General features: G+C 73.1%; 20 protein-coding genes. 9 read left to right on the top strand and 11 right to left on the bottom strand.

Going from position 1 to position 18,245, the window contains the following annotated elements:
- Position 1: 1 nt before the first annotated feature.
- On the bottom strand, positions 2–1,318 hold the full coding sequence (locus tag ACFW47_RS13080; RefSeq protein ID WP_386280835.1) for an ABC transporter substrate-binding protein: 1,317 nt from the start codon (positions 1,316–1,318) through the stop codon (positions 2–4).
- A gap of 117 nt (positions 1,319–1,435) precedes the next feature.
- Here ACFW47_RS13080 and ACFW47_RS13075 point away from each other — a divergent pair, with 117 nt between their 5' ends.
- Both ACFW47_RS13075 and purU read left to right on the top strand, forming a co-directional pair.
- A complete protein-coding gene (locus ACFW47_RS13075) occupies positions 1,436–1,936 on the top strand; it encodes a hypothetical protein (RefSeq protein WP_386280838.1) in 501 nt (166 codons plus the stop codon).
- A gap of 47 nt (positions 1,937–1,983) precedes the next feature.
- A complete protein-coding gene (purU, locus tag ACFW47_RS13070; RefSeq protein WP_386280841.1) occupies positions 1,984–2,877 on the top strand; it encodes a formyltetrahydrofolate deformylase in 894 nt (297 codons plus the stop codon).
- A 52-nt stretch (positions 2,878–2,929) separates the two neighbouring features.
- Here purU and ACFW47_RS13065 read toward each other — a convergent pair whose 3' ends face one another.
- The 3 genes from ACFW47_RS13065 to ACFW47_RS13055 are packed head-to-tail and all read right to left on the bottom strand — an operon-like array spanning position 2,930 to position 5,355.
- Positions 2,930–3,715: an ABC transporter permease gene (locus tag ACFW47_RS13065; protein ID WP_386305821.1), complete on the bottom strand. Its 786-nt coding sequence runs from the start codon at positions 3,713–3,715 to the stop codon at positions 2,930–2,932.
- Positions 3,712–4,677, bottom strand: coding sequence for an ATP-binding cassette domain-containing protein (locus ACFW47_RS13060; protein ID WP_386280847.1), 966 nt, complete (start codon positions 4,675–4,677; stop codon positions 3,712–3,714). The genes ACFW47_RS13065 and ACFW47_RS13060 overlap by 4 nt, the downstream gene beginning before the upstream one ends.
- A gap of 12 nt (positions 4,678–4,689) precedes the next feature.
- Positions 4,690–5,355, bottom strand: coding sequence for a DUF4097 family beta strand repeat-containing protein (locus ACFW47_RS13055; protein ID WP_386280849.1), 666 nt, complete (start codon positions 5,353–5,355; stop codon positions 4,690–4,692).
- A 227-nt stretch (positions 5,356–5,582) separates the two neighbouring features.
- Between ACFW47_RS13055 and ACFW47_RS13050 the strand changes: the two genes are divergently transcribed.
- Complete coding sequence (locus ACFW47_RS13050; protein WP_386280852.1) at positions 5,583–6,317, top strand: helix-turn-helix domain-containing protein; 735 nt, start codon at positions 5,583–5,585, stop codon at positions 6,315–6,317.
- A gap of 42 nt (positions 6,318–6,359) precedes the next feature.
- Here ACFW47_RS13050 and ACFW47_RS13045 read toward each other — a convergent pair whose 3' ends face one another.
- Together ACFW47_RS13045 and ACFW47_RS13040 are read right to left on the bottom strand one after the other, a co-directional pair.
- Positions 6,360–7,817 carry a maleylpyruvate isomerase N-terminal domain-containing protein gene (locus ACFW47_RS13045; protein ID WP_386305930.1) on the bottom strand — a complete coding sequence of 486 codons (1,458 nt, stop codon included), beginning with the start codon at positions 7,815–7,817 and terminating at the stop codon, positions 6,360–6,362.
- Between the two features lie 209 nt (positions 7,818–8,026).
- On the bottom strand, positions 8,027–8,608 hold the full coding sequence (locus ACFW47_RS13040) for a sigma-70 family RNA polymerase sigma factor (RefSeq protein WP_386280855.1): 582 nt from the start codon (positions 8,606–8,608) through the stop codon (positions 8,027–8,029).
- A gap of 357 nt (positions 8,609–8,965) precedes the next feature.
- Here ACFW47_RS13040 and ACFW47_RS13035 point away from each other — a divergent pair, with 357 nt between their 5' ends.
- The 3 genes from ACFW47_RS13035 to ACFW47_RS13025 all read left to right on the top strand — a co-directional run bounded on the left by ACFW47_RS13035 (position 8,966) and on the right by ACFW47_RS13025 (position 10,978).
- The gene (locus ACFW47_RS13035; RefSeq protein ID WP_073729810.1) at positions 8,966–9,346 is read left to right on the top strand and encodes an STAS domain-containing protein; all 381 of its coding nucleotides are present in this window, start codon (positions 8,966–8,968) and stop codon (positions 9,344–9,346) included.
- Positions 9,347–9,461: 115 nt separating this feature from the next.
- The gene (locus ACFW47_RS13030; protein WP_386305819.1) at positions 9,462–9,974 is read left to right on the top strand and encodes an EF-hand domain-containing protein; all 513 of its coding nucleotides are present in this window, start codon (positions 9,462–9,464) and stop codon (positions 9,972–9,974) included.
- Between the two features lie 527 nt (positions 9,975–10,501).
- Positions 10,502–10,978, top strand: coding sequence for an ATP-binding protein (locus ACFW47_RS13025; protein WP_386281253.1), 477 nt, complete (start codon positions 10,502–10,504; stop codon positions 10,976–10,978).
- Between the two features lie 314 nt (positions 10,979–11,292).
- On the opposite strand, the gene ACFW47_RS13020 is transcribed toward ACFW47_RS13025, so the two are convergent.
- On the bottom strand, positions 11,293–12,318 hold the full coding sequence (locus ACFW47_RS13020) for a GlxA family transcriptional regulator (RefSeq protein WP_386280860.1): 1,026 nt from the start codon (positions 12,316–12,318) through the stop codon (positions 11,293–11,295).
- 71 nt (positions 12,319–12,389) lie between these two features.
- Here ACFW47_RS13020 and ACFW47_RS13015 point away from each other — a divergent pair, with 71 nt between their 5' ends.
- A complete protein-coding gene (locus tag ACFW47_RS13015) occupies positions 12,390–13,709 on the top strand; it encodes an MFS transporter (RefSeq protein WP_386280862.1) in 1,320 nt (439 codons plus the stop codon).
- Here the strand turns inward: ACFW47_RS13015 and ACFW47_RS13010 are convergent.
- On the bottom strand, positions 13,706–14,914 hold the full coding sequence (locus ACFW47_RS13010) for a flavin-containing monooxygenase (RefSeq protein ID WP_386305817.1): 1,209 nt from the start codon (positions 14,912–14,914) through the stop codon (positions 13,706–13,708). The two genes, ACFW47_RS13015 and ACFW47_RS13010, sit on opposite strands and share 4 nt — an antisense overlap.
- Before the next feature lie 124 nt (positions 14,915–15,038).
- Between ACFW47_RS13010 and ACFW47_RS13005 the strand changes: the two genes are divergently transcribed.
- On the top strand, positions 15,039–15,653 hold the full coding sequence (locus tag ACFW47_RS13005) for a GNAT family N-acetyltransferase (RefSeq protein WP_386280866.1): 615 nt from the start codon (positions 15,039–15,041) through the stop codon (positions 15,651–15,653).
- Positions 15,654–15,813: 160 nt separating this feature from the next.
- Here the strand turns inward: ACFW47_RS13005 and ACFW47_RS13000 are convergent, their stop codons facing one another.
- From ACFW47_RS13000 to ACFW47_RS12990, 3 genes are all read right to left on the bottom strand, one after another.
- Positions 15,814–16,497 carry a pyridoxal 5'-phosphate synthase gene (locus ACFW47_RS13000; RefSeq protein ID WP_386280868.1) on the bottom strand — a complete coding sequence of 228 codons (684 nt, stop codon included), beginning with the start codon at positions 16,495–16,497 and terminating at the stop codon, positions 15,814–15,816.
- A 20-nt stretch (positions 16,498–16,517) separates the two neighbouring features.
- Positions 16,518–16,943 carry a pyridoxamine 5'-phosphate oxidase family protein gene (locus tag ACFW47_RS12995; protein ID WP_386280870.1) on the bottom strand — a complete coding sequence of 142 codons (426 nt, stop codon included), beginning with the start codon at positions 16,941–16,943 and terminating at the stop codon, positions 16,518–16,520.
- A 103-nt stretch (positions 16,944–17,046) separates the two neighbouring features.
- Positions 17,047–17,703 carry a LysE family translocator gene (locus ACFW47_RS12990; protein WP_386280872.1) on the bottom strand — a complete coding sequence of 219 codons (657 nt, stop codon included), beginning with the start codon at positions 17,701–17,703 and terminating at the stop codon, positions 17,047–17,049.
- Between the two features lie 82 nt (positions 17,704–17,785).
- On the opposite strand from ACFW47_RS12990, the gene ACFW47_RS12985 reads away from it, so the two are divergent.
- Positions 17,786–18,238, top strand: coding sequence for an Lrp/AsnC family transcriptional regulator (locus tag ACFW47_RS12985; RefSeq protein WP_361211367.1), 453 nt, complete (start codon positions 17,786–17,788; stop codon positions 18,236–18,238).
- Positions 18,239–18,245: the final 7 nt, after the last annotated feature.

The raw sequence follows: 18,245 nt of genomic DNA, 5'->3' as shown, positions 1-18,245 counted from the left end.
CTCAGGCCGCGTGGGCGTTCCGCAGGAGGCGGGTGGTGTCCATGGTGCCCTGGTGGGCGGAGACCAGCCGGCCCTGCCGGACGACCTGGAGGGTGACCTCGGTGTTGACCAGGCGCGGGAAGCCGACCGAGGCCAGCTCGGCGGCGAACGTCCACCGGAGGGTGGGGGTGAGTCCGCCCGTGCCGACCTCCAGGCCGCCGTCCAGGGCCCGCCGTACCGTGCCGGCGCTCACCTCGCCGTCGCCGAGCGACTCGACGACCTTCTTGAAGACCGTGTAGGCGATCCAGGTGGTCTGCACCCCGGCGTCCGCCGCGTCGATGTCGTTGTCGCCGAACGCCTCCTTCTCGATCACCTTCTTCATCCCGTTCCAGGCCGGGTCGTCCACCTCCGGGTACCAGCCGGTGACGTACGCCCCCTCGTAGGGCCCGGACGCCCCGCCGCTGGCGTTGACCGTGGTCTGGTCGACGCTGCCGAGCACGGTCGCGGTCCGTACGCCGGGATAGTCCTCGCGGGCCCGGCGGAAGGAGTCCATGAAGGTGCCGGTGCGGTCGCCGAGGACGGGCACCACGCATCCCGGGTCCGCCGTGTCGCCGGTCGTGCTCTCCAGGGCCCGCTCGGCCCGGCCGCTGTATTCGGTGGCGTCCTCCGCCGCCCGCTGGTCCTCGGCGCGCTCGTGCCCGCCCGAGGTGAGCCCCGAGTCGAGCAGGACGGGGAGCTGGTCGCCCGCGATGGTGTCGGGACGGACGAGGGCGACGGGTCCGCAGGAGTCGGCGAGCGCGCTGCCGAGGCCGGCGAGCAGCGCGGGCTGGCCTCCGTTGACCGGGTAGGACAGGGGGCTGGTGAACTCGGCGTTGGTGATGCCGTAGCCGCCGATGTAGGGGATTCCGGCGCCCTCCAGCACGGGGAAGAAGGAGTCCGCGTGCTGACTGTAGGAGCCGACGACCGCGACCGCCTTCTCGTTGACGGCGCGGCGGGCGCACTTGGCCGCGGCCACGCTGTCGTTGTGGTCGTTGCAGGTCAGCACGTTGAGTTCGCGGCCGCCGATGCCGCCGTTCGCGTTGACCCAGCGGGCGTAGGCCTGCGCGAAGGCGGGCATGCCCGGCTTGTTGGTCGCGCCCGTCTCCTGCGGCGCCCAGGTCATGACGGTGATCGGGTCGTCCCCGGAACCCCCCGTGGTACCGGGGACGACGCCGCAGCCGACGGCGAGCGACACGCACGCCACCAGCGCGCCCGCCGACAGTGCGCCGGTGCGGGTGGCCCGGGAGCGGCCGCTCGGGCGGCGGAGGAAGCTGCTGCGGATGGGTCGCCTGCCGGTCATGTGCCCGCACGATTCCGTCACACGGCCAACCCGGAGGTGACCTGTGGTCAATGCGCGGTGACACGGAGGTGAATTACGGGGGCCGGTGAGGAGTGTCGGGAGGGGAACGTACGATCGATGACCGTGCAAGGTTCGGAGAACTCTTCCCGTCGCGGCCGTCGCTCCTCCACCATGGGCGGCATGCCCCTCAACGACATGCCGTGGTGGCGCTGGCGCACCAATGTGCGCTCCGCGCTGCACATGCTCTCCGCCCCCGCCTTCCAGCGGGACGTCTGGCTGGCCGGCGTCGACGGCTACGGCGACGTCACCGACGCGGTGTACCGGCTGGTGGAGGACACCTGGCTGGACCACTGGTCCGCGGAGAAGTACGTGGGCACGGTCTTCAGGGACTCGCAGGAGGCGGCGCTCGTCGACACCGCCGTGCTGCGCGTACTGAGGATCATGCACCAGGTGGGGCCGGACGCGCCGGTGACCGCGTACCTCGACCACCCGGACTGGCCGGACGCGGTGCGGGCGGCGCGCGACGCGCACGTGCGGCTGGCCACCAGTGACGGCGAGGACCCGGAGGCGGCGCCGCGCACGCTCGAGCTGCTGCAGATCCTGACCCGGTCCGCCTGACGGGACGGCGCTCGGGCGGCGGGCCCGGATATGGGACCCTGTCCTGCATGAACGAGCAGTCCTCCGCCGCCGTCCCGCCGGCCGCCGCCCAGGCCGACCAGTACGTCCTCACCCTCTCCTGCCCGGACAAGCAGGGCATCGTGCACGCCGTGTCGAGCTACCTGTTCATGACCGGCTGCAACATCGAGGACAGCCAGCAGTTCGGCGACCACGACACGGGACTGTTCTTCATGCGGGTCCACTTCTCGGCCGACGATCCGGTGACCGTGGACAAGCTGCGGGCCAGCTTCGCGGCGATCGGTGACGCCTTCCAGATGGACTGGCAGATCGACCGGGCCGACCGGAGGATGCGCATCGTGCTCATGGTCAGCAGGTTCGGGCACTGCCTGAACGACCTGCTCTTCCGGGCCCGGATCGGCGCGCTGCCGGTGGAGATCGCGGCCGTGGTGTCCAACCACACGGACTTCGCCGAGCTGGTGGGGTCGTACGACATCCCCTTCCACCACATCCCCGTGACGAGGGACACGAAGGCGGACGCCGAGGCGCGGCTGCTGGAGATCGTGCGCGAGGAGAACGTCGAACTCGTCGTCCTCGCCCGCTACATGCAGGTCCTCTCGGACGACCTGTGCAAGCGGCTGAGCGGCCGGATCATCAACATCCACCACTCGTTCCTGCCGAGTTTCAAGGGCGCCAAGCCCTACCACCAGGCGCACGCGCGGGGCGTGAAGCTGATCGGCGCGACCGCTCACTACGTGACCGCGGACCTCGACGAGGGCCCGATCATCGAGCAGGAGGTCGAGCGGGTCGGCCACGACGTCACGCCGGACCAGCTGGTCGCCGTCGGACGGGACGTCGAGTGCCAGGCACTGGCGCGGGCGGTCAAGTGGCACGCGGAGCACCGGATCCTGCTGAACGGCCGACGGACCGTCGTCTTCGCCTAGGGGCTGTCGGGCAGGCCCTGGGCGAGGACGACGGTCGTCCCGGTCGTGCACCTCACTTCGGGTCGTTGTTGAACTTGGCGGTCGCCCAGGAGTAGCCGAGTGCGGTGAGGGCGACGCTCCAGACGAGGGCGAGCCACCCGTTGTGGCCGATCTCGGTGCCGAGGAGCAGGCCGCGCAGGGTCTCGATGGCGGGCGTGAACGGCTGGTACTCGGCGACGGGCTGGAACCAGCCGGGCATGGAGCCGACCGGGACGAAGGCGCTGGAGATCAGCGGGAGGAAGATCAGCGGCATCGCGTTGTTGCTGGCGGCCTCGGCGTTCGGGCTGACCAGGCCCATCCCGACGGCGATCCAGGTCAGCGCCAGTGTGAAGAGCACGAGGAGTCCGAAGGCCGCCAGCCACTCCAGGGCGGTGGCGCCCGCCGGGCGGAAGCCGATGGCGACGCCGACGGCGCCGACGAGGACCACGCTCATGACCGACTGGACCACGCTGCCGATGACGTGCCCGACGAGTACGGAGCCGCGGTGGATGGCCATGGTCCTGAAGCGGGCGATGATGCCCTCGGTCATGTCGTTGGAGACGGAGACCGCGGTGCCGATCGTGGTGGACCCGATGGTCATCAGGAGCAGGCCCGGCACGATGTAGGCGATGTAGTCGGAGCGGTCGCCGCCGCCGGTGCCGGCGCTCATCGCGTCACCGAAGACGTAGACGAAGAGCAGCAGCAGCATGACCGGCGTGAGCAGCAGGTTCAGGGTGAGCGAGGGGTAGCGCCGGGCGTGCAGGAGGTTGCGGCGCAGCATCGTGGACGAGTCGCGCACGGCGAGGGCGAGGTTGCTCATCGGACGGTCTCCTTCGGCTGGTCGGTCTGGACGGGGACGGCGGCGGCGCCGGTGAGGGCGAAGAAGACGTCGTCGAGGTCGGGGGTGTGGACGGTCAGCTCGTCGGCCTCGATGCCGGCCGAGTCCAGCCGGTCCAGGACCGTGCGCAGTGCGCGCTGGCTGCCGTCACTGGGGATCTGCAGGGTCAGTGAGTCGTCGTCCCCGGTGACCTCGCGCAGGGCGGAGGCCGCGGACCGGTAGGCGGCGGGGTCGGTGAAGCGGAGGCGGACGTGGCCGCCGGGGATCATCCGCTTCAGCTCCTCCGCCGTGCCCTCGGCGGCGATCCGGCCGCCGTTGAGCACGGCGATGCGGTCGGCGAGTTCGTCGGCCTCCTCCAGGTACTGGGTGGTGAGGAAGACGGTGACGCCGTCGGAGACCAGTTCGCGGATGATCTGCCACATGTTGTGGCGGGAGCGCGGGTCGAGGCCGGTGGTCGGTTCGTCGAGGAAGATGATCCGCGGGGTGCCGACCAGGGTCATGGCGATGTCCAGGCGGCGCTTCATGCCGCCGGAGTAGGTGGAGGCGGGCTTCTTCGCGGCCTCGGTGAGGTCGAAGCGCTCCAGCAGCTCGGCGGCGACCCGCCGGCCCTCGGGGCGGGGGAGATGGTGCAGGTCTGCCATGAGGAGCATGTTCTCCTCGCCGGTGATCAGTCCGTCGACGGCGGAGAACTGGCCGGTGACGCCGATCGCGGCCCGTACGGCCTGCGGGGCGGTGGCGAGGTCGTGCCCGCCGACGCGGAGGCTGCCGGCGTCGGCGGTCACGAGGGTGGAGAGGATCTTGACGGCGGTGGTCTTGCCGGCGCCGTTCGGGCCGAGCAGGGAGAAGATCGTTCCTTCGGGGACGGCCAGGTCGACACCGTCGAGGACGGTCTTGTCGCCGTAGGACTTGCGCAGTCCGTTCGCCGCGATGGCCAGGTCGGTCATGGCTGTTGCTCCTCAGAGGCTGCGGGCGGTGATGTCGCCGTGGGCGGTGGTCGCGCGGATGGTCAGGGCGGGGGTGCCGCCGGTGTTCCTGAGCGCGTTGTCGATACGGCCGTAGGAGGTGCCGGCGTCGAGGGAGGCGGAGACCCCGGTGGCGGCGCCGACCGAGACGTCGCCGGACTGGGTGCGCAGCACGAGCGCGCCGCGCGCGGCCTCGGCGATCCGGATGCCGCCCTTCTGGGTGCTGATCTCGGCGGACCCGCCCAGGCGGCCGACCGTGACGTCGCCGGCGGCGGTGGTGAGCCGGACGCTCGCGGCCTCGTCGAGCTTGACCGGGCCGTGCGCGCCCTCGAACTCGACGTCGCCGAGCCGTCCGACGCCCCGGAACTCGGTGGCGGCCGTCCTGGCCTCGACGCGGGAGCCGGCCGGCAGCCGGACCGTCACCTCGACGGATCCGGAGGCTCCCATGATCTGGCTCTTCTCCGGCGCCTCGATCCGCAGGACGCCGTCGCCGAACTCGACCCTGGTCTGCTCGGCCACCCGCACGTCGCGGCCCTTCGAGGCGTTCGCGGGCAGGACCTCGACCGTGGTGTCGGTCCGGTCGGCGGCGATGAACTGGATGCGTCCGGCGGGGATGGCGAGGACGGCGGCGATCGGGGTGGGGGTGTCGAAGGTCTGCATGCTGGTCTCCTGTGCTCGTCGTTCTTTCTTACAGGAGAAACGCTACGTTGCCTTCACGTTTCCATCAATAATGTTGTTGCACGTAGAAGCTCAATTTGCAGGTCAACTGCGCTATTTCGTTGCAACGGATCTGCGAGGTAATGCAACGTCAACCGTTCATTCGTTGCAATGAAGTGAGGGTGAACGCTATAGTGGCGGCACCAAGGGAGCGCGCGAAGGAGACCACGGTGCCGGGAGGCAGGCTCACCCAGCAGGAACGTCAGCAGATCGCCCTGGGGCTGGCCGACGGCCTCGCCTACGCGGAGATCGCCAGACGCCTCGACCGCCCCACCTCGACGATCACGCGCGAGGTGATGCGCAACGGCGGCCCCACCGCGTACCGGGCCGACCTCGCCCACCGGGCCACCGAGCGCCGCGCCCACCGGCGCAGGCAGGCCGTGCCCCGGGGACCCCAGGCGCTCCCGCAGGCCCACGGGCGCGACGCCGAGGCGGTGCGCGAGTACGAGGAGACGCTGACCACCGTCTTCATGCAGTCGGGCACGCCGAAGATGATGGCCAGGGTGATGGCCTGTCTCTTCGTCAGCGACACGGGCAGCCTCACCGCGTCCGAACTCGTCCGGCGTCTCCAGGTCAGTCCGGCGTCCGTCTCCAAGGCGGTCGCGTTCCTCGACGAGCAGGGCCTCGTCCGCCGGGAACGCGACGAGTCCCGCCGCGAGCGCTACGTCATCGACGACGACGTCTGGTACCAGTCCATGGTCGCCAGCGCCCGCGGCACCCTGCAGATCGCCGAAACCGCGCGCCAGGGCGTCGGCGTCCTCGGCTCCGGCACCCCGGCCGCCGCACGCCTGGAGAACATGGCCCGCTTCCTGGACTTCATCTCCGAGAGCATCGTCCGCGCCGCGGACCAGGCCCGCGAGGTCCTCCACACGGCACCCGCCACGCCCCCGGACGGCGCCGGGTGAACCCGGGACGGACCCGGCCGGGCTCGGTGGCCGGAATCCGCCCTACATCCGGCTCAGGCTGGCCGCCGCGAACAGGACGTCCCTGATCGCCTCGCGGTCGCCCACCTGTCCGGCCGCCGCCTCCGCCGGAGGCACGTGACCCGCGGCGAGCCGGCAGAACTCCACGCCGTCCAGGGCGACATGGGCCACCTCGTGGTCGGCGGAACCCTTGGCGCCCGGCGAATCGAGCGGGATCAGCCACTCGCCGCCGCCCGAGCCCTCGATCTCCAGACGCAGGCTGCGCCCCGGCTCACCCGCGGTCACCAGGTGCGGGCGGGTGCCCGGCGCGGCCAGCCCGGCCCGGCGGCGCTGGGCCAGGACGCCCGGCAGCATCCGGGCCGCGAGGTCGATCATGCGGTTCAGATGGCGGGCGGAGGGCGGCTCGTACGGGTAGTCCACCGCCTCCGCGATGTCCTCGGCGTGCACCCAGCATTCGAACGCCCGGTCCAGCATGGCGTCGTGCAGCGGCAGCTCGAAGTCGCCGTACGACACGGGCATCCCGCCCGTGTCGCCGGTGAACGACACGGTCCGCACGATGCCGTGGCTCTGCTCGCGCCAGGGCGCCCGCACCGCACGGGTGGGCGGGTAGTGCGAGGCACGCCAGTACGCCTCCGTGCGGCTGCCCGGCGCCGAGGCGGGCGCGGCGATGTCCCCCAGCGGATCGGCGAGGCCCAGGGCGACCGCGACCAGTCCGTCGACCGTCAGCAGGTGCGCGATGACCCCGGCGACGGTCGTACGGCGGCTCGCGGCACCGTCGGCCTCGAACCAGCGCAGCCGGACCGGGGCGTGCCACTCGGCGTCCCCGATGTCCTGCAGCAGCGCGTCCAGCCTGGCGGTCTCGGCGTCGTACGGCGTCGCCCACTCGGGCACGGGGATGCGCGGCGGGCGCCGCTCCAGGCACCCCTCCAGGACGCGGGTGCGCAGCGCCGGGTCCAGGTCGAGGCTCTCCGGCCGCTGGAGCAGGGTGACGGCGTCCCGTAGCCGCAGAGCTTCGTCGGCACAGGGGGCGCACGCGCCGATGTGCTCCTCGACCGCCGCCTCCTCCTCGGCCGAGCAGGCGGCCAGCGCCCACGCCCCGAGGAGCGACGTCAGCACGTGGTGCTCCAGCACGGCCGGCCCGCCCGGCGCCACGTCGGGCAACACCCGCCCGGTGTCTTCGACGGAGACGCGGGGGAGCGGTATCCGCGGGGCGGGGCCGCCCGGCTCGTCGTCGCGCGCCTGGCCGCCTTGACCGCGAGGCTCGCCGTCGCGCGCCGGCCCGCCCGGCCGGTGGGGGCCTGATGGCCCACGGGGTGAGCTCGGCCGCTCGCTGCCTGCCGCCCTGTGGGGCGCGCCACGCCCGTCGTCCCCTGCCGGCCCGTGAGGGGTGCCTCGCTCGTAGTCCCCTCCCGGGCCGCGGGCCGCGCCCGGTTCGCCGTACTCCGTCGGTCCGTCCGGTCCGCCCGGTGGTGCGTCGCGCAGCGGGCCCCGGGGCGCGCCGGAGGGAACGCCGGGGGGACCCGGCGAGGCGGTGGTGGTGCCGTCGGCCGCGGGTGCGCCGGGCGCGCCGGGGTCGGCCGGGCGGTCCGGCCCGGCCGGTGCGTCGTGGCCGCCCCGCGGCTGCGGGCCGTCGTCCCCGGGGCCTCCGCTCTCCCGAGCGCCCGCGCCCCCGTCCTCGTCGTGGGCCCCCTTCACGCCGCACCCCCGTATCCCGGCGGGGCTCCCGGGGAGCCGGCGTCGCGGGCCGTGGACAGGAGCTGGAGGCCCAGGCGCAGGCGGCGGCGGGCCTCGTCCTCCGTGACGCCCAGGTCGGCGGCGGTCTGGCGGTAGTCGCGGCGCTGGAAGTAGGCCAGCTCCAGGGCGGCGCGCAGCGGGGCCGGCATGGACTGGACGATGTAGTCGGCGCGCGCGGCGACCGAGGCGTGCCGCACCTTGGTCTCCAGCTCCTCCACGCTCCCGGAGCCGCCGCGGGCCAGGGCGGCCGTCTCCGTGGCCCGCAGCCGCTGCACGGCCAGTCGGTGGGTCAGCGCGGCGATCCAGGTGCGCAGCGGGCCCTGCCGGGGGTCGTAGGCGTCCGGATGCTCCCAGACGTGCGCGAAGACGTCGCGCGTGAGGTGGTCGGCGGCGCGCTCGTCGTCGAGCACGCGGTGCGCCAGACCGTGCACCAGCGAGGCGAACCGGTCGTACAGCTCACCCAGGGCGGCGGCCTCGCCGCGTGCCAGCCGCTGCTGCATCTTCCGGTCCCAGCGCGGCGGTGCGTCGCTCTTCGCCATGCGGCCTCTTCACCCCCTGTACCTGTGCGTACCCGTACGTCGCACTCCAGCCTGCGGCCGACGTCTCCCCGAATGTAGTCGGCACGTCCGACACCGCACGCCCCTTTGTGTCAATGCGCGCCCCCGGTGGCCCGCACGTGCTAAGCGCCTCCCCTACCCTCTATCGTGCGACCGGAACCGATCGAACAGGATCGAAACCGTCTGAAACAAGCCTTTTCCGATCGTTCCCCGTTTCCGGGGCGGCGTTTGCGGGAACGGCCGGTGGGCAGGCGCGCGCCCAAGAAGCGTAAGCATGGCTTCCGTTTCGGGTGAATTTCGGGTGATTCCGGACGTCCGATGAACCGGCGACTGAAGGGCATGGTGGTGACGTTCAATGTGACCGGCGGCGAGCAGGGCGAATGGGCCGTGCTCCAGGTGTCGGGTGAGCTGGACCTGGTGACGTCACCGGTGCTGCGGCAGCGGGTGCACGACGAGGTGGCCGAGGGGCGGCACAGCCTCGTCCTGGACCTCTCGGAGGTCCTGTTCTGCGATTCCAGCGGGGTCGGCGTGCTCATCGCCTCCCGGCGGCTCATCCGCTCCTGCCAGGGCCGGCTGCGCCTGATACTGCCCGCCCAGGGAGCCGTCGACGGTTCCCACGTCAACCGCGTCCTCGGCGCACTCGGGGTGCGCCGCCTCTTCGACGTCCACCCCGACCTCGCCTCCGCGACCGGCGACAGGCCCCGCCCGCTGTCCGCCTGAACCGCGCTCCCGCCCGGCCCGTCCGCCCGTATGCCGCCCGCGGCCGCGGCCGGCGTCGTACTCTCCGAGCGGGACACAGACCACCGACACCGACGTGAGGCGGCCGGAGAGAACCATGGTCAACAGCGAGTACGAGTGCAGGATCGCCGCACGCTTCGCCACCTTCGACCAGGACGGCAACGGTTACATCGACCGTGCGGACTTCAACGCGGCGGCCAAGGCCCTGCTCGCCGAGTTCGGCAACGCCGCCCGTTCCGAGAAGGGACAGGCCCTGTACGGCGGCGCGGAGGCGCTCTGGCAGGGCATGGCGGGCATCGCCGACCGGGACGGCGACCAGCGCATCACCCGTGAGGAGTTCGTCACCGCGGCGGTCAAGCGGCTGCGGGACAATCCGGACCGGTTCGCCGAGATCGCCCGCCCCTTCCTGCACGCGGTGCTGGACGTGGCCGACACCGACGGCGACGGAGCGGCCGGCGTCGAGGACGTCGCGCGGGTCCTCACCGTGCTCGGCGTGCCGGAGGAGACGGCGCGGTCGGTCGCCGCCGCCCTCGACGCGGACGGCGACGGCAAGGTGGGGGAGGCGGAGGTCGTCCCGGCCTTCGCCCGCTACTTCACCGTCCCGGAGTAGCGCGCCACACGCCTCTGTCTCCGCCCCTCTCCGCCTGTCTCCACACGTCCCCGCGCGGGATGTCGCGGATCGTGGCACGGTGGCGTCACGGAGCGTCGATATCTGGTCGTGTCCGCCGGGTGACCCGTCACGGACCGGAGTCGGCGCCACACTCCGGTACCTTGTGTGGGATGCGAGTGGTCCTGAGCGCCGGCCGTGTCGGAGTTGCCCCTGGGGCGGGTCCGGAACCGGGAATGTGTGCCTTGCCTCGCAGGGCGGAACGGCCCTCGGCCGCCGCCTGTTCGACTCCCCGGAGCGGGCGTCGCACAGTATGCCGCAGGGGTACTCCTTCGCGCTGGAATATGCCCGAAGCGCTTGTTGGCGTGACTGTACGTCAACCATGCTGTCCCGCAAGGGATTCACGTTCCGTGATCCCTGCCCCGGCCGTTGTTCTGGCCATGCAGAGAATGGCTACGATCGTGGCCCTCATGAGGCGCGAGCCTTTGTGTCCGCCGGTTCGGATGGTGTGAGCGGTGCAGGTGCTTCAAGTGCAGCTGGAGGTCCGGCCCGACCCCTCGGAAGTGGGGCGGGCCCGGCGGTGGGCGCGCTCACGGCTCGCCGGGTCCGGGATACAGGCCGACGAACCAATCGCCGAGACGCTGGTGCTCCTCGTCTCCGAGCTCGTCACCAACGCCGTGGTGCACACCGGCCGTTCGGCCGTACTGCGGCTGGTGCTCCCGGGGGCGGTGACGGAGGAGGCCGGGGAGGCCACCGTCCGCCTCGAGGTGGACGACGCGAGCGATCGGGCCCCGGTGCCCCGCTGCGTGGACGGCGAGGAGACGGGCGGCAGGGGCCTCGCCCTGGTCGACGGCCTCGCCGACCGCTGGGGCTGGAGCCGGGAGGGCACGGGCAAGCGCATCTGGTGCGAACTGGACCGCTGCGCCGGGCGGGAGGACGGCGGGCCGGTCTGCGGCAGCGGTGACGGCACGGTCGCGTACGAGGGGTACGCGTACGAAGTGGTGTAGCGGCCGGCGCGGCAGTGCGCCGGGGCGTGCTTCCGTGCGCGTCCCGCACAAACGGGGTGTAAGTGATGAACGGCCCTTTGCGGGTTGACGGATCGTGACTGTTTCCTCACGCTTGTAGGCGACGATTCGCCGCGAGGGGACGACGAGGGCTCGGTGACGGGGCCCTCGACGAGTGTGGGTCGTGTTTCGGCGGCGGTTCCCTCGGGGGCGACGGGAGCCGGGCGGGAGCGCCGGAGTCGGGTGGCGGCGCCCGGTGCCATGCTCGGGGCGGTCGGCGCCGCGCCGCCGGCCGACGAGTTCCGGTCCGCCACCCCTCATTCTCCACAGGCTGTGGACAAGTCGGGCCGGAAGGTCCGCCGGTACGCGGTCGGGGTGACCCCGAGCGCCGCCTGCAGATGCTGCCGCATCGACTGGGCCGTACCGAAGCCCGCGTCGTGGGCCACCTGGTCGACGGAGAGGGCGGTGGACTCCAGCAGGTGCCGGGCCCGTTCGACGCGCTGCCCGGTGAGCCACTGGCCCGGACTGACACCGACCTCCTCGCGGAAGCGACGGGTGAAGGTGCGCACCGACATCGACTCCCGCGCGGCCATGTCCCGCAGCTGGATCGGTTCCTGGAGGCGGGCGAGTGCCCAGGCGCGGGCGTTGGCCGTGGAGGACTGCTGCGGATCGGGCACCGGCCGCTCGATGTACTGCGCCTGCCCGCCGTCGCGGTGCGGCGGTACGACCGTGCGGCGGGCCACCTCGTTGGCGACCGCCGTGCCGTGGTCCCGGCGCACGATGTGCACGCACAGGTCGATGCCGGCCGCGACACCGGCCGAGGTGAGGACGTCGCCGTCGTCGACGAACAGCACGTCGGCGTCCACCCGCACCTTGGGGAAGAGCCGCTGGAAGTGCTCGGCAGAGGCCCAGTGCGTGGTCGCCGGCCGCCCGTCGAGGAAGCCGGCGGCGGCCAGGACGTACCCGCCCGTGCAGATCGCCACGAGCCGGGTGCCGGGCCGGACATGGGCGAGCGCGGCGGCCAACTCCTCCGTCAGCACGCCCTCGTCGTGGACCGGGCCGAGCTCGTAGGAGGCCGGGACGACGACCGTGTCGGCGGTGGCCAGGGCCTCGGGGCCGTTCTCCACCATGATCGCGAAGTCCGCGTCGGTCTCCACGGGGCCCGGCGGGCGGACGGAGCAGGTGACGACCTCGTACAGGCGGCGCCGCCGCTCGTCGCGCGCGAGTCTGAAGATCCGCTGCGGGATGCCCAGTTCGAAGGGGAGCAGGCCGTCGAGGGCGAGCACGACGACGCGGTGCGGCCGGGGGGCGGGGAGGGGCGGGGACGTACGGTCGGACGCCATGGCCCGATCCTAGCGAATGCTGTCCTTCGGGCCACTCGATCAGCCGGGGCCCGTCCCCGAAGCTCAGTGACGTGAACCAGACAACCGACGCCGGCGCAGCAGCCGTACACGAGCCGGAGCCCGGCCGCCCGCGCCGCCGCCCCCGTGTGCACCGCGCCTGGTGGGTCGCCGCCGTCACCTTCGTGACGATCGTCGGCGCGGCGGCCTTCCGTTCCCTGCCCGGCATCCTCATCGACCCGCTCCACCAGGACTTCGGCTGGTCGCGCGGCACGATCGGCGCCGCCGTCTCCGTCAACCTCGCGCTCTACGGGCTGACCGCGCCCTTCGCCGCGGCGCTCATGGACCGCTTCGGCATCCGCCGCGTGGTCGCCGTCGCCCTGACCGTGATCGCGCTCGGCTCGGGCGCGACGGTCTGGATGGAGTCGGCGTGGCAGCTGATCCTCTGCTGGGGCCTGCTGGTGGGCCTCGGCTCCGGCTCCATGGCGCTGGCCTTCGCCGCCACCGTCACCAACCGCTGGTTCACCGAACGCCGGGGCCTGGTCACCGGCGTCCTCACCGCCGCCTCCGCCTCCGGGCAGCTGATCTTCCTGCCGCTGCTGTCCTGGATCGTCGAGACGTACGACTGGCGCCCCGCGGCCGTCACCGTCGCCCTGGCCGCCCTCGCCGTCGTCCCCTTCGTCTGGCTCCTCCTGCACGACCACCCCGCCGACGTGGGTCTCAAGCCGTACGGCTCCGACGAGTTCGTTCCCAAGCCCGCCCCCGTGCCGGGTGCCGCCCGCCGCGCCCTCACGGTCCTCTTCTCCGCCGCCCGGACCGGCCCCTTCTGGCTGCTCGCCGGCACCTTCGCGATCTGCGGCGCCTCCACCAACGGCCTGATCCAGACCCACTTCATCCCCGCCGCCCACGACCACCACATGCCGCTGACGACCGCCTCCGCGCTGCTCGCCGTCATCGGGATCTTCGACGTGGTCGGCACGATCGCCTCCGGCTGGTTCACCGACCGCTTCGAACCGCGCCGCCTGCTCGCCGTCTACTACGCCCTGCGCGGCATCTCCCTCCTCTTCCTCCCCCTCCTGCTCGCGCCCAGCGTCCACCCCCCGATGGTCTTCTTCATCGTCTTCTACGGCCTCGACTGGGTCGCCACCGTCCCGCCCACCCTCGCCCTGTGCCGCGAGCAGTACGGCGAGGACAGCGCCATCGTCTTCGGCTGGGTCCTCGCCTCCCACCAGGTCGGCGCCGCCCTCGTCGCCTTCCTCGGCGGCGTCGCCCGCGACAGGCTCGGCTCCTACGACGTCGTCTGGGTCGCCAGCGGCGCCCTGTGCGCGGCGGCGGCCCTGATGGCCCTGGTGATCCGGCGGCGTCCGGCTGCGGTGCCCGGCGGCACCGCCTAGGCCCTGCCCGGCAGCCGCGACACCCGCCCAGCCTCCTTCTTCGCCACCGCCCTGGCGATCCGCTCCGCGTCGATCGCCAGCTCGCGGAGCATGCCGCTGATCGGGTTGGTGAAGCCGGTGAAGTACAGGCCGGGGGCGTCCGGCGGGGTGTGGGCGCCCCGGGCGGACGGCCTGCCGTGCGCGTCGAGTACGCCCAGGTGGCCGACCAGGCCCTCCAGTCCCCGGCGGTAGCCGGTGGCGGCGAGCACCGCGTCCGGGGCGGTGCGGGTGCCGTCGGCGAGGACCACCTTGCCGTCCTCGAAGCCGTCCACGGCGGCCACGACCTCCACCCGCCCCTTGCGCACCGCGTCGATCAGGCCGACGTCCTGGACCGGTATCGCGCCCTCGGCGACCCGGGTGAGCAGGCCGGTCTCCGGGCGGGGCAGCCCGTGCGCCGACAGGTCGGGCGTGCTGATCCGGGCCAGCGGCCGGGCGAGCCGGTCCACGAGGCCGGCGGGCAGGCGCCGGGCCAGGACACCGTTGTACTGCGCGGGCCAGCCCGCGGTGGAGCGGCGGACGATGTGCGGCGCGGTGCGCACCGACAGCCGCACCCGGGAGGCCCCGCCCTCCACCAGGTCCACGGCGATCTCGGCGCCGGTGTTGCCGGCACCGACGACCAGGACGTCGAGGCCCGCGTAAGGGGCCGCGTTCCGGTACTCGGCGGCGTGCCGGAACTCGCCGGTGTACGTCTCGCGCCCCGGCCAGTCCGGTACGCGCGGGGTGTGGTTGTAGCCGGTGGCGACCACGACCGCGGCGCCGGTCAGCTCACGGCCCCCTGAGGCGTGCAGTGTCCAGCCGGCGCCGTCGGACGCGCGCGCGACGCGGAAGACCTCGACGCCGGTGACGATCTCCAGCTGGTGGACCTCGGCGTACTTCTCCAGGTACCGCACCACGTCGTCCCGGGCGACCCACCGTCCGAAGCGGCGCGGCATCGGCAGGCCGGGCAGCGCCGACAGGCGGCGGGTGGTGTGCAGGCGCAGCCGGTCGTAGTGGCGCCGCCAGGAGGCACCGACGTGGTCGGCGCGCTCCAGGACGACGGCCCGTATGCCGCGGGCGCGCAGCGCGTGGGCGACGGCGAGGCCGCCGGGGCCGGCGCCGATGACGTACACGGGGCGCTCCGCGGGGTGGGCGGGCTGCGGCTGAGCGGACGCTGTGGAGTCGGCCATGCCGCGAGCGTAATCAAGGCTCGGCTTGATGGGTCTCGGTCAAGACCGGAATCGGTTGCGGAACGGTCACGACCGTCGGGACCGGCCGTCGCCGTGCCCGCGGCAGGTCGGCTTCAATGGGCCGATGGCCTCCACACGCATGCCCACCCTGTTCCCCTCCCTGCCCCAACCCCGCGGCCACGGCCTGCACTTGCGCCCCTGGGACGCCGGGTCCGACGCCGACGCGGAGAGCTGGCTGCGCGGTTGTCTGGATCCCGAGTTCCAGCGCTGGAACACCCCGCTCAAGCTGTGGACCGACCTCGCCGGCGCCCGCGAGTCGCTGCGCGCACGGGCCCAGGAGGCCGGGGAGGGCAGGGCCGCGTCGTTCCGGATCACGGACGGGGAGGGCGGTACGACGCTGGGCCACATCGGCGTCAACGAGATCAACCTGCCGCTGAAGGTGGCGCGGGTCGGCTACTGGGTGCTTCCCGAGGCCCGCGGCCGGGGCGTCGCCACCCGCGCCCTGCTCCTCGCCTCGCGCTGGGCCTTCGCGGAACTCGGCCTGCACCGCCTGGAACTGGGCCACGCGCTGGGCCACGGTGCCTCCTGCCGCGTCGCCGAACGATGCGGGTACGCCCATGAGGGCACGATGCGCGGCGCGATGTTCGAGACCGGCCGGCACGACGTGTTCCGGGACGCCCACCTGCACGCCCGGCTGGCGACGGACGAGGAGCCGGCCCCGCCGCGCGGGCGGTGCTGAGTGCCGCGCGCGGATGCGCGGCCGCCGGGGGAGGCCGGTCCGCCTCGCCCGGTACACGTTGACTGCGGTGGACGGCGGGGTGCCGCGCCGTTCCTGACCCGCTCTTCCTGAGCGTGCCTGCCGTGGCCGACGGGCGTCCCCGGCACCCGGTGGCCGCCGGTCAGGGCCACAGCAGGCCGGTGTGCCAGGCGCCCCCGGCGTCTTCCGTCCGCCGGTAGACGAGCCGTACGTGGCGGCGGTGGGGGTCGCCCTGGAAGAACTCCACCTCGTCGGGGAGCAGCCGGTACAGCGTCCAGGACGGGGCCGGGGCGTCCGGTTCCCGGCCGGCCCGTTCCCAGGCCGCCTCGGAGGCGCGGGCCAGTTCCTCCAGCGATCCCAGGTCCTCGCTCTGCCGCCCGGTGAGTGCCGCGGCCAGGGCGCCGGTCGACCGCGCGTGCAGGTCGGCCCGCGCCTCCTCGGCCGGGGCGACGGTGACCGGGCCGCGCACCCGGACCTGGCGGCCCAGGACCGGCCAGTGGAAGACGAGCGCGGCGTACGGGCGGGCCGCGAGGTGCCGGCCCTTGCGGCTGCCGGCGTGCGTGGCGAAGGACCAGCCGTCCTCGTCGGCCCCGTGCAGCATGACGACCCGTACGTCCGGCAGCCCCTCCGCGTCCGCGGTCGCCAGCGACACCGTGTGCGGTTCGCGCTGCCCGGCCGCCACCGCCTCGGCGAACCACCCCGTGAACAGGTCCAGCGGGTCGCCGGGCGCGTCGGCCGGGTCGAAGGGCGGCAGTTCGGTGACCGCGGGGTCCCACACCCGCAGCGACCTCAGCAGCCCGTGAAGTTCGGTCGGCTCGGTTTCCATGCCCCGATTGTCACGTGCGCTCACACCGAGCCGAGGTCCGAGGACACCCAGCGCTCGGGACGCATCCGGACGATGACCTGTTCGCCGTGGTTGGCGGAGGCGAAGGCGACGTAGCCGTCGACCTTGTCGGCCGGAAGGTAGCGGGCGGAGATCTCCCGCAGGTCCTCCTCCGTGGCGGTGACCGTCTCGACGACCGGCCCCTCCACCGACACGTACCGGATGGTGGGCTCCAGCCGGTCGACCATCAGCGAGAACCGTCCGGCCGCCTTGATCAGTTCGTTCTTGCGGCTGTCCAGCCCGGTCATGATCCAGACGTCGCCGCCGGGCTCGTACTGGTACCAGATCGGCACGGTCAGCGGTGCGCGGCCCGCTCCCGCGTCCACCGCGAGCGCGGCGATGTGGGGCTCGGCCAGGAACTTCTCACGCTCTTCGCGGGTCAGGGCCATTCCGGTCTCCATCCAGCGGGTAGGGAATCGGTCGCTTCCTCGGTACCGCCTCAACGCCCGTCGGGGCGGCGGCTGTTCCCCCTGCGCCGGGCGGCCGACGGGATCAGGACAGTGCCAGGCGCTGCACCAGCAGGAACGCGCCGATGCCCAGCATCGCGGCGCCCGACGTACGGGTGACCGCACGTGCGGCGGCCGGCCGGGCGCCCAGGACGGCACGGGCGGCGAGGCCCACCGTCAGGTACACGGCGGCACAGCACGCCATGTGCAGCAGCCCCAGGACGACAGTCTGCACGGGCACCGGCAGGTGCGCACCCCGGGTGACCAGGAACTGCGGCAGCACGGAGAGGTAGAGCAGCAGGCCCTTGGGATTGAGGCCGCTGATCGTCGCACCGCGCAGGAAGACCCGGGCGCGGGAACCGCCCTCCACGGCGGCCGGGCCCTCCGCGCCGGCCGGGCCCTCCTCCCGCGCGGCACCGGGAGTGCCCGGCCGCCGCAGCACCCCCCACCCCAGCCACACCAGGTACGCCGCGCCCGCCACCGTCAGCGCCGTGAGCAGCCCCGGCGACCCGGCGACCAGGACCGCCAGCCCCGCCGCCGCCAGCAGCGTGTGCAGCGCGTACCCGGCGACCAGGCCGCCCACCGCCCACGTCACCGACCGTTCGCGCAGTCCCGCCGCGATGGCGTACGCCCAGTCCGCGCCCGGCACGCACACCAGCAGCAGGTCCAGGGCGAGGAAGGAGAGAAGCAGTGCCGAGTCCATGCCGGGAAGATTAGGAGCAGATGCCCCGAAAGTGTTCCCGAAGTTTTCCGTGCTCGCCCGCAAGAATGGAAGGATGTCCTCCATGGACGACATGGACCGGAAGATTCTTGCCGAGCTGCAGCAGGACGGGCGGCTGACCGTGACCGAACTGGCCGCGCGCGTGCGGCTGAGTGTCTCGCCGTGTCACCGGCGGCTGCGCGAGCTGGAGCGGTCGGGGGCGATCGGCGGCTACCGGGCGGTGGTGGACCCGGCCGCGGTGGGCCTGAACTTCGAGGCGCTGGTCTTCGTGTCGATGCGGCAGGAGGACCGGGAGACGGTCGCCGAGTTCGAGCGGGCGGTCAGCGAGGTGGGGGAGGTGGTGGACGCGCAGCGGCTGTTCGGGGAGCCGGACTACCTGCTGCGGGTGGTCGCCGCCGACCTGGCGGCCTACCAGCGGCTCTACGACGAGCGGCTCGCCACCCTGCCCGGGGTGCTGCGGCTGACGTCGACGCTGGTGATGAAGCACGTGGTGCGGGACCGGCCGCTGCCGGCGTAGCGCGGGC

The sequence above is a fragment of the Streptomyces sp. NPDC058796 genome (genome assembly GCF_042745235.1).
In the GTDB taxonomy this organism is placed as follows: Bacteria; Actinomycetota; Actinomycetes; order Streptomycetales; family Streptomycetaceae; genus Streptomyces.
Note: the sequence above shows the minus strand (reverse complement) of the source record. Positions and strands in the feature narration are given on the sequence as shown.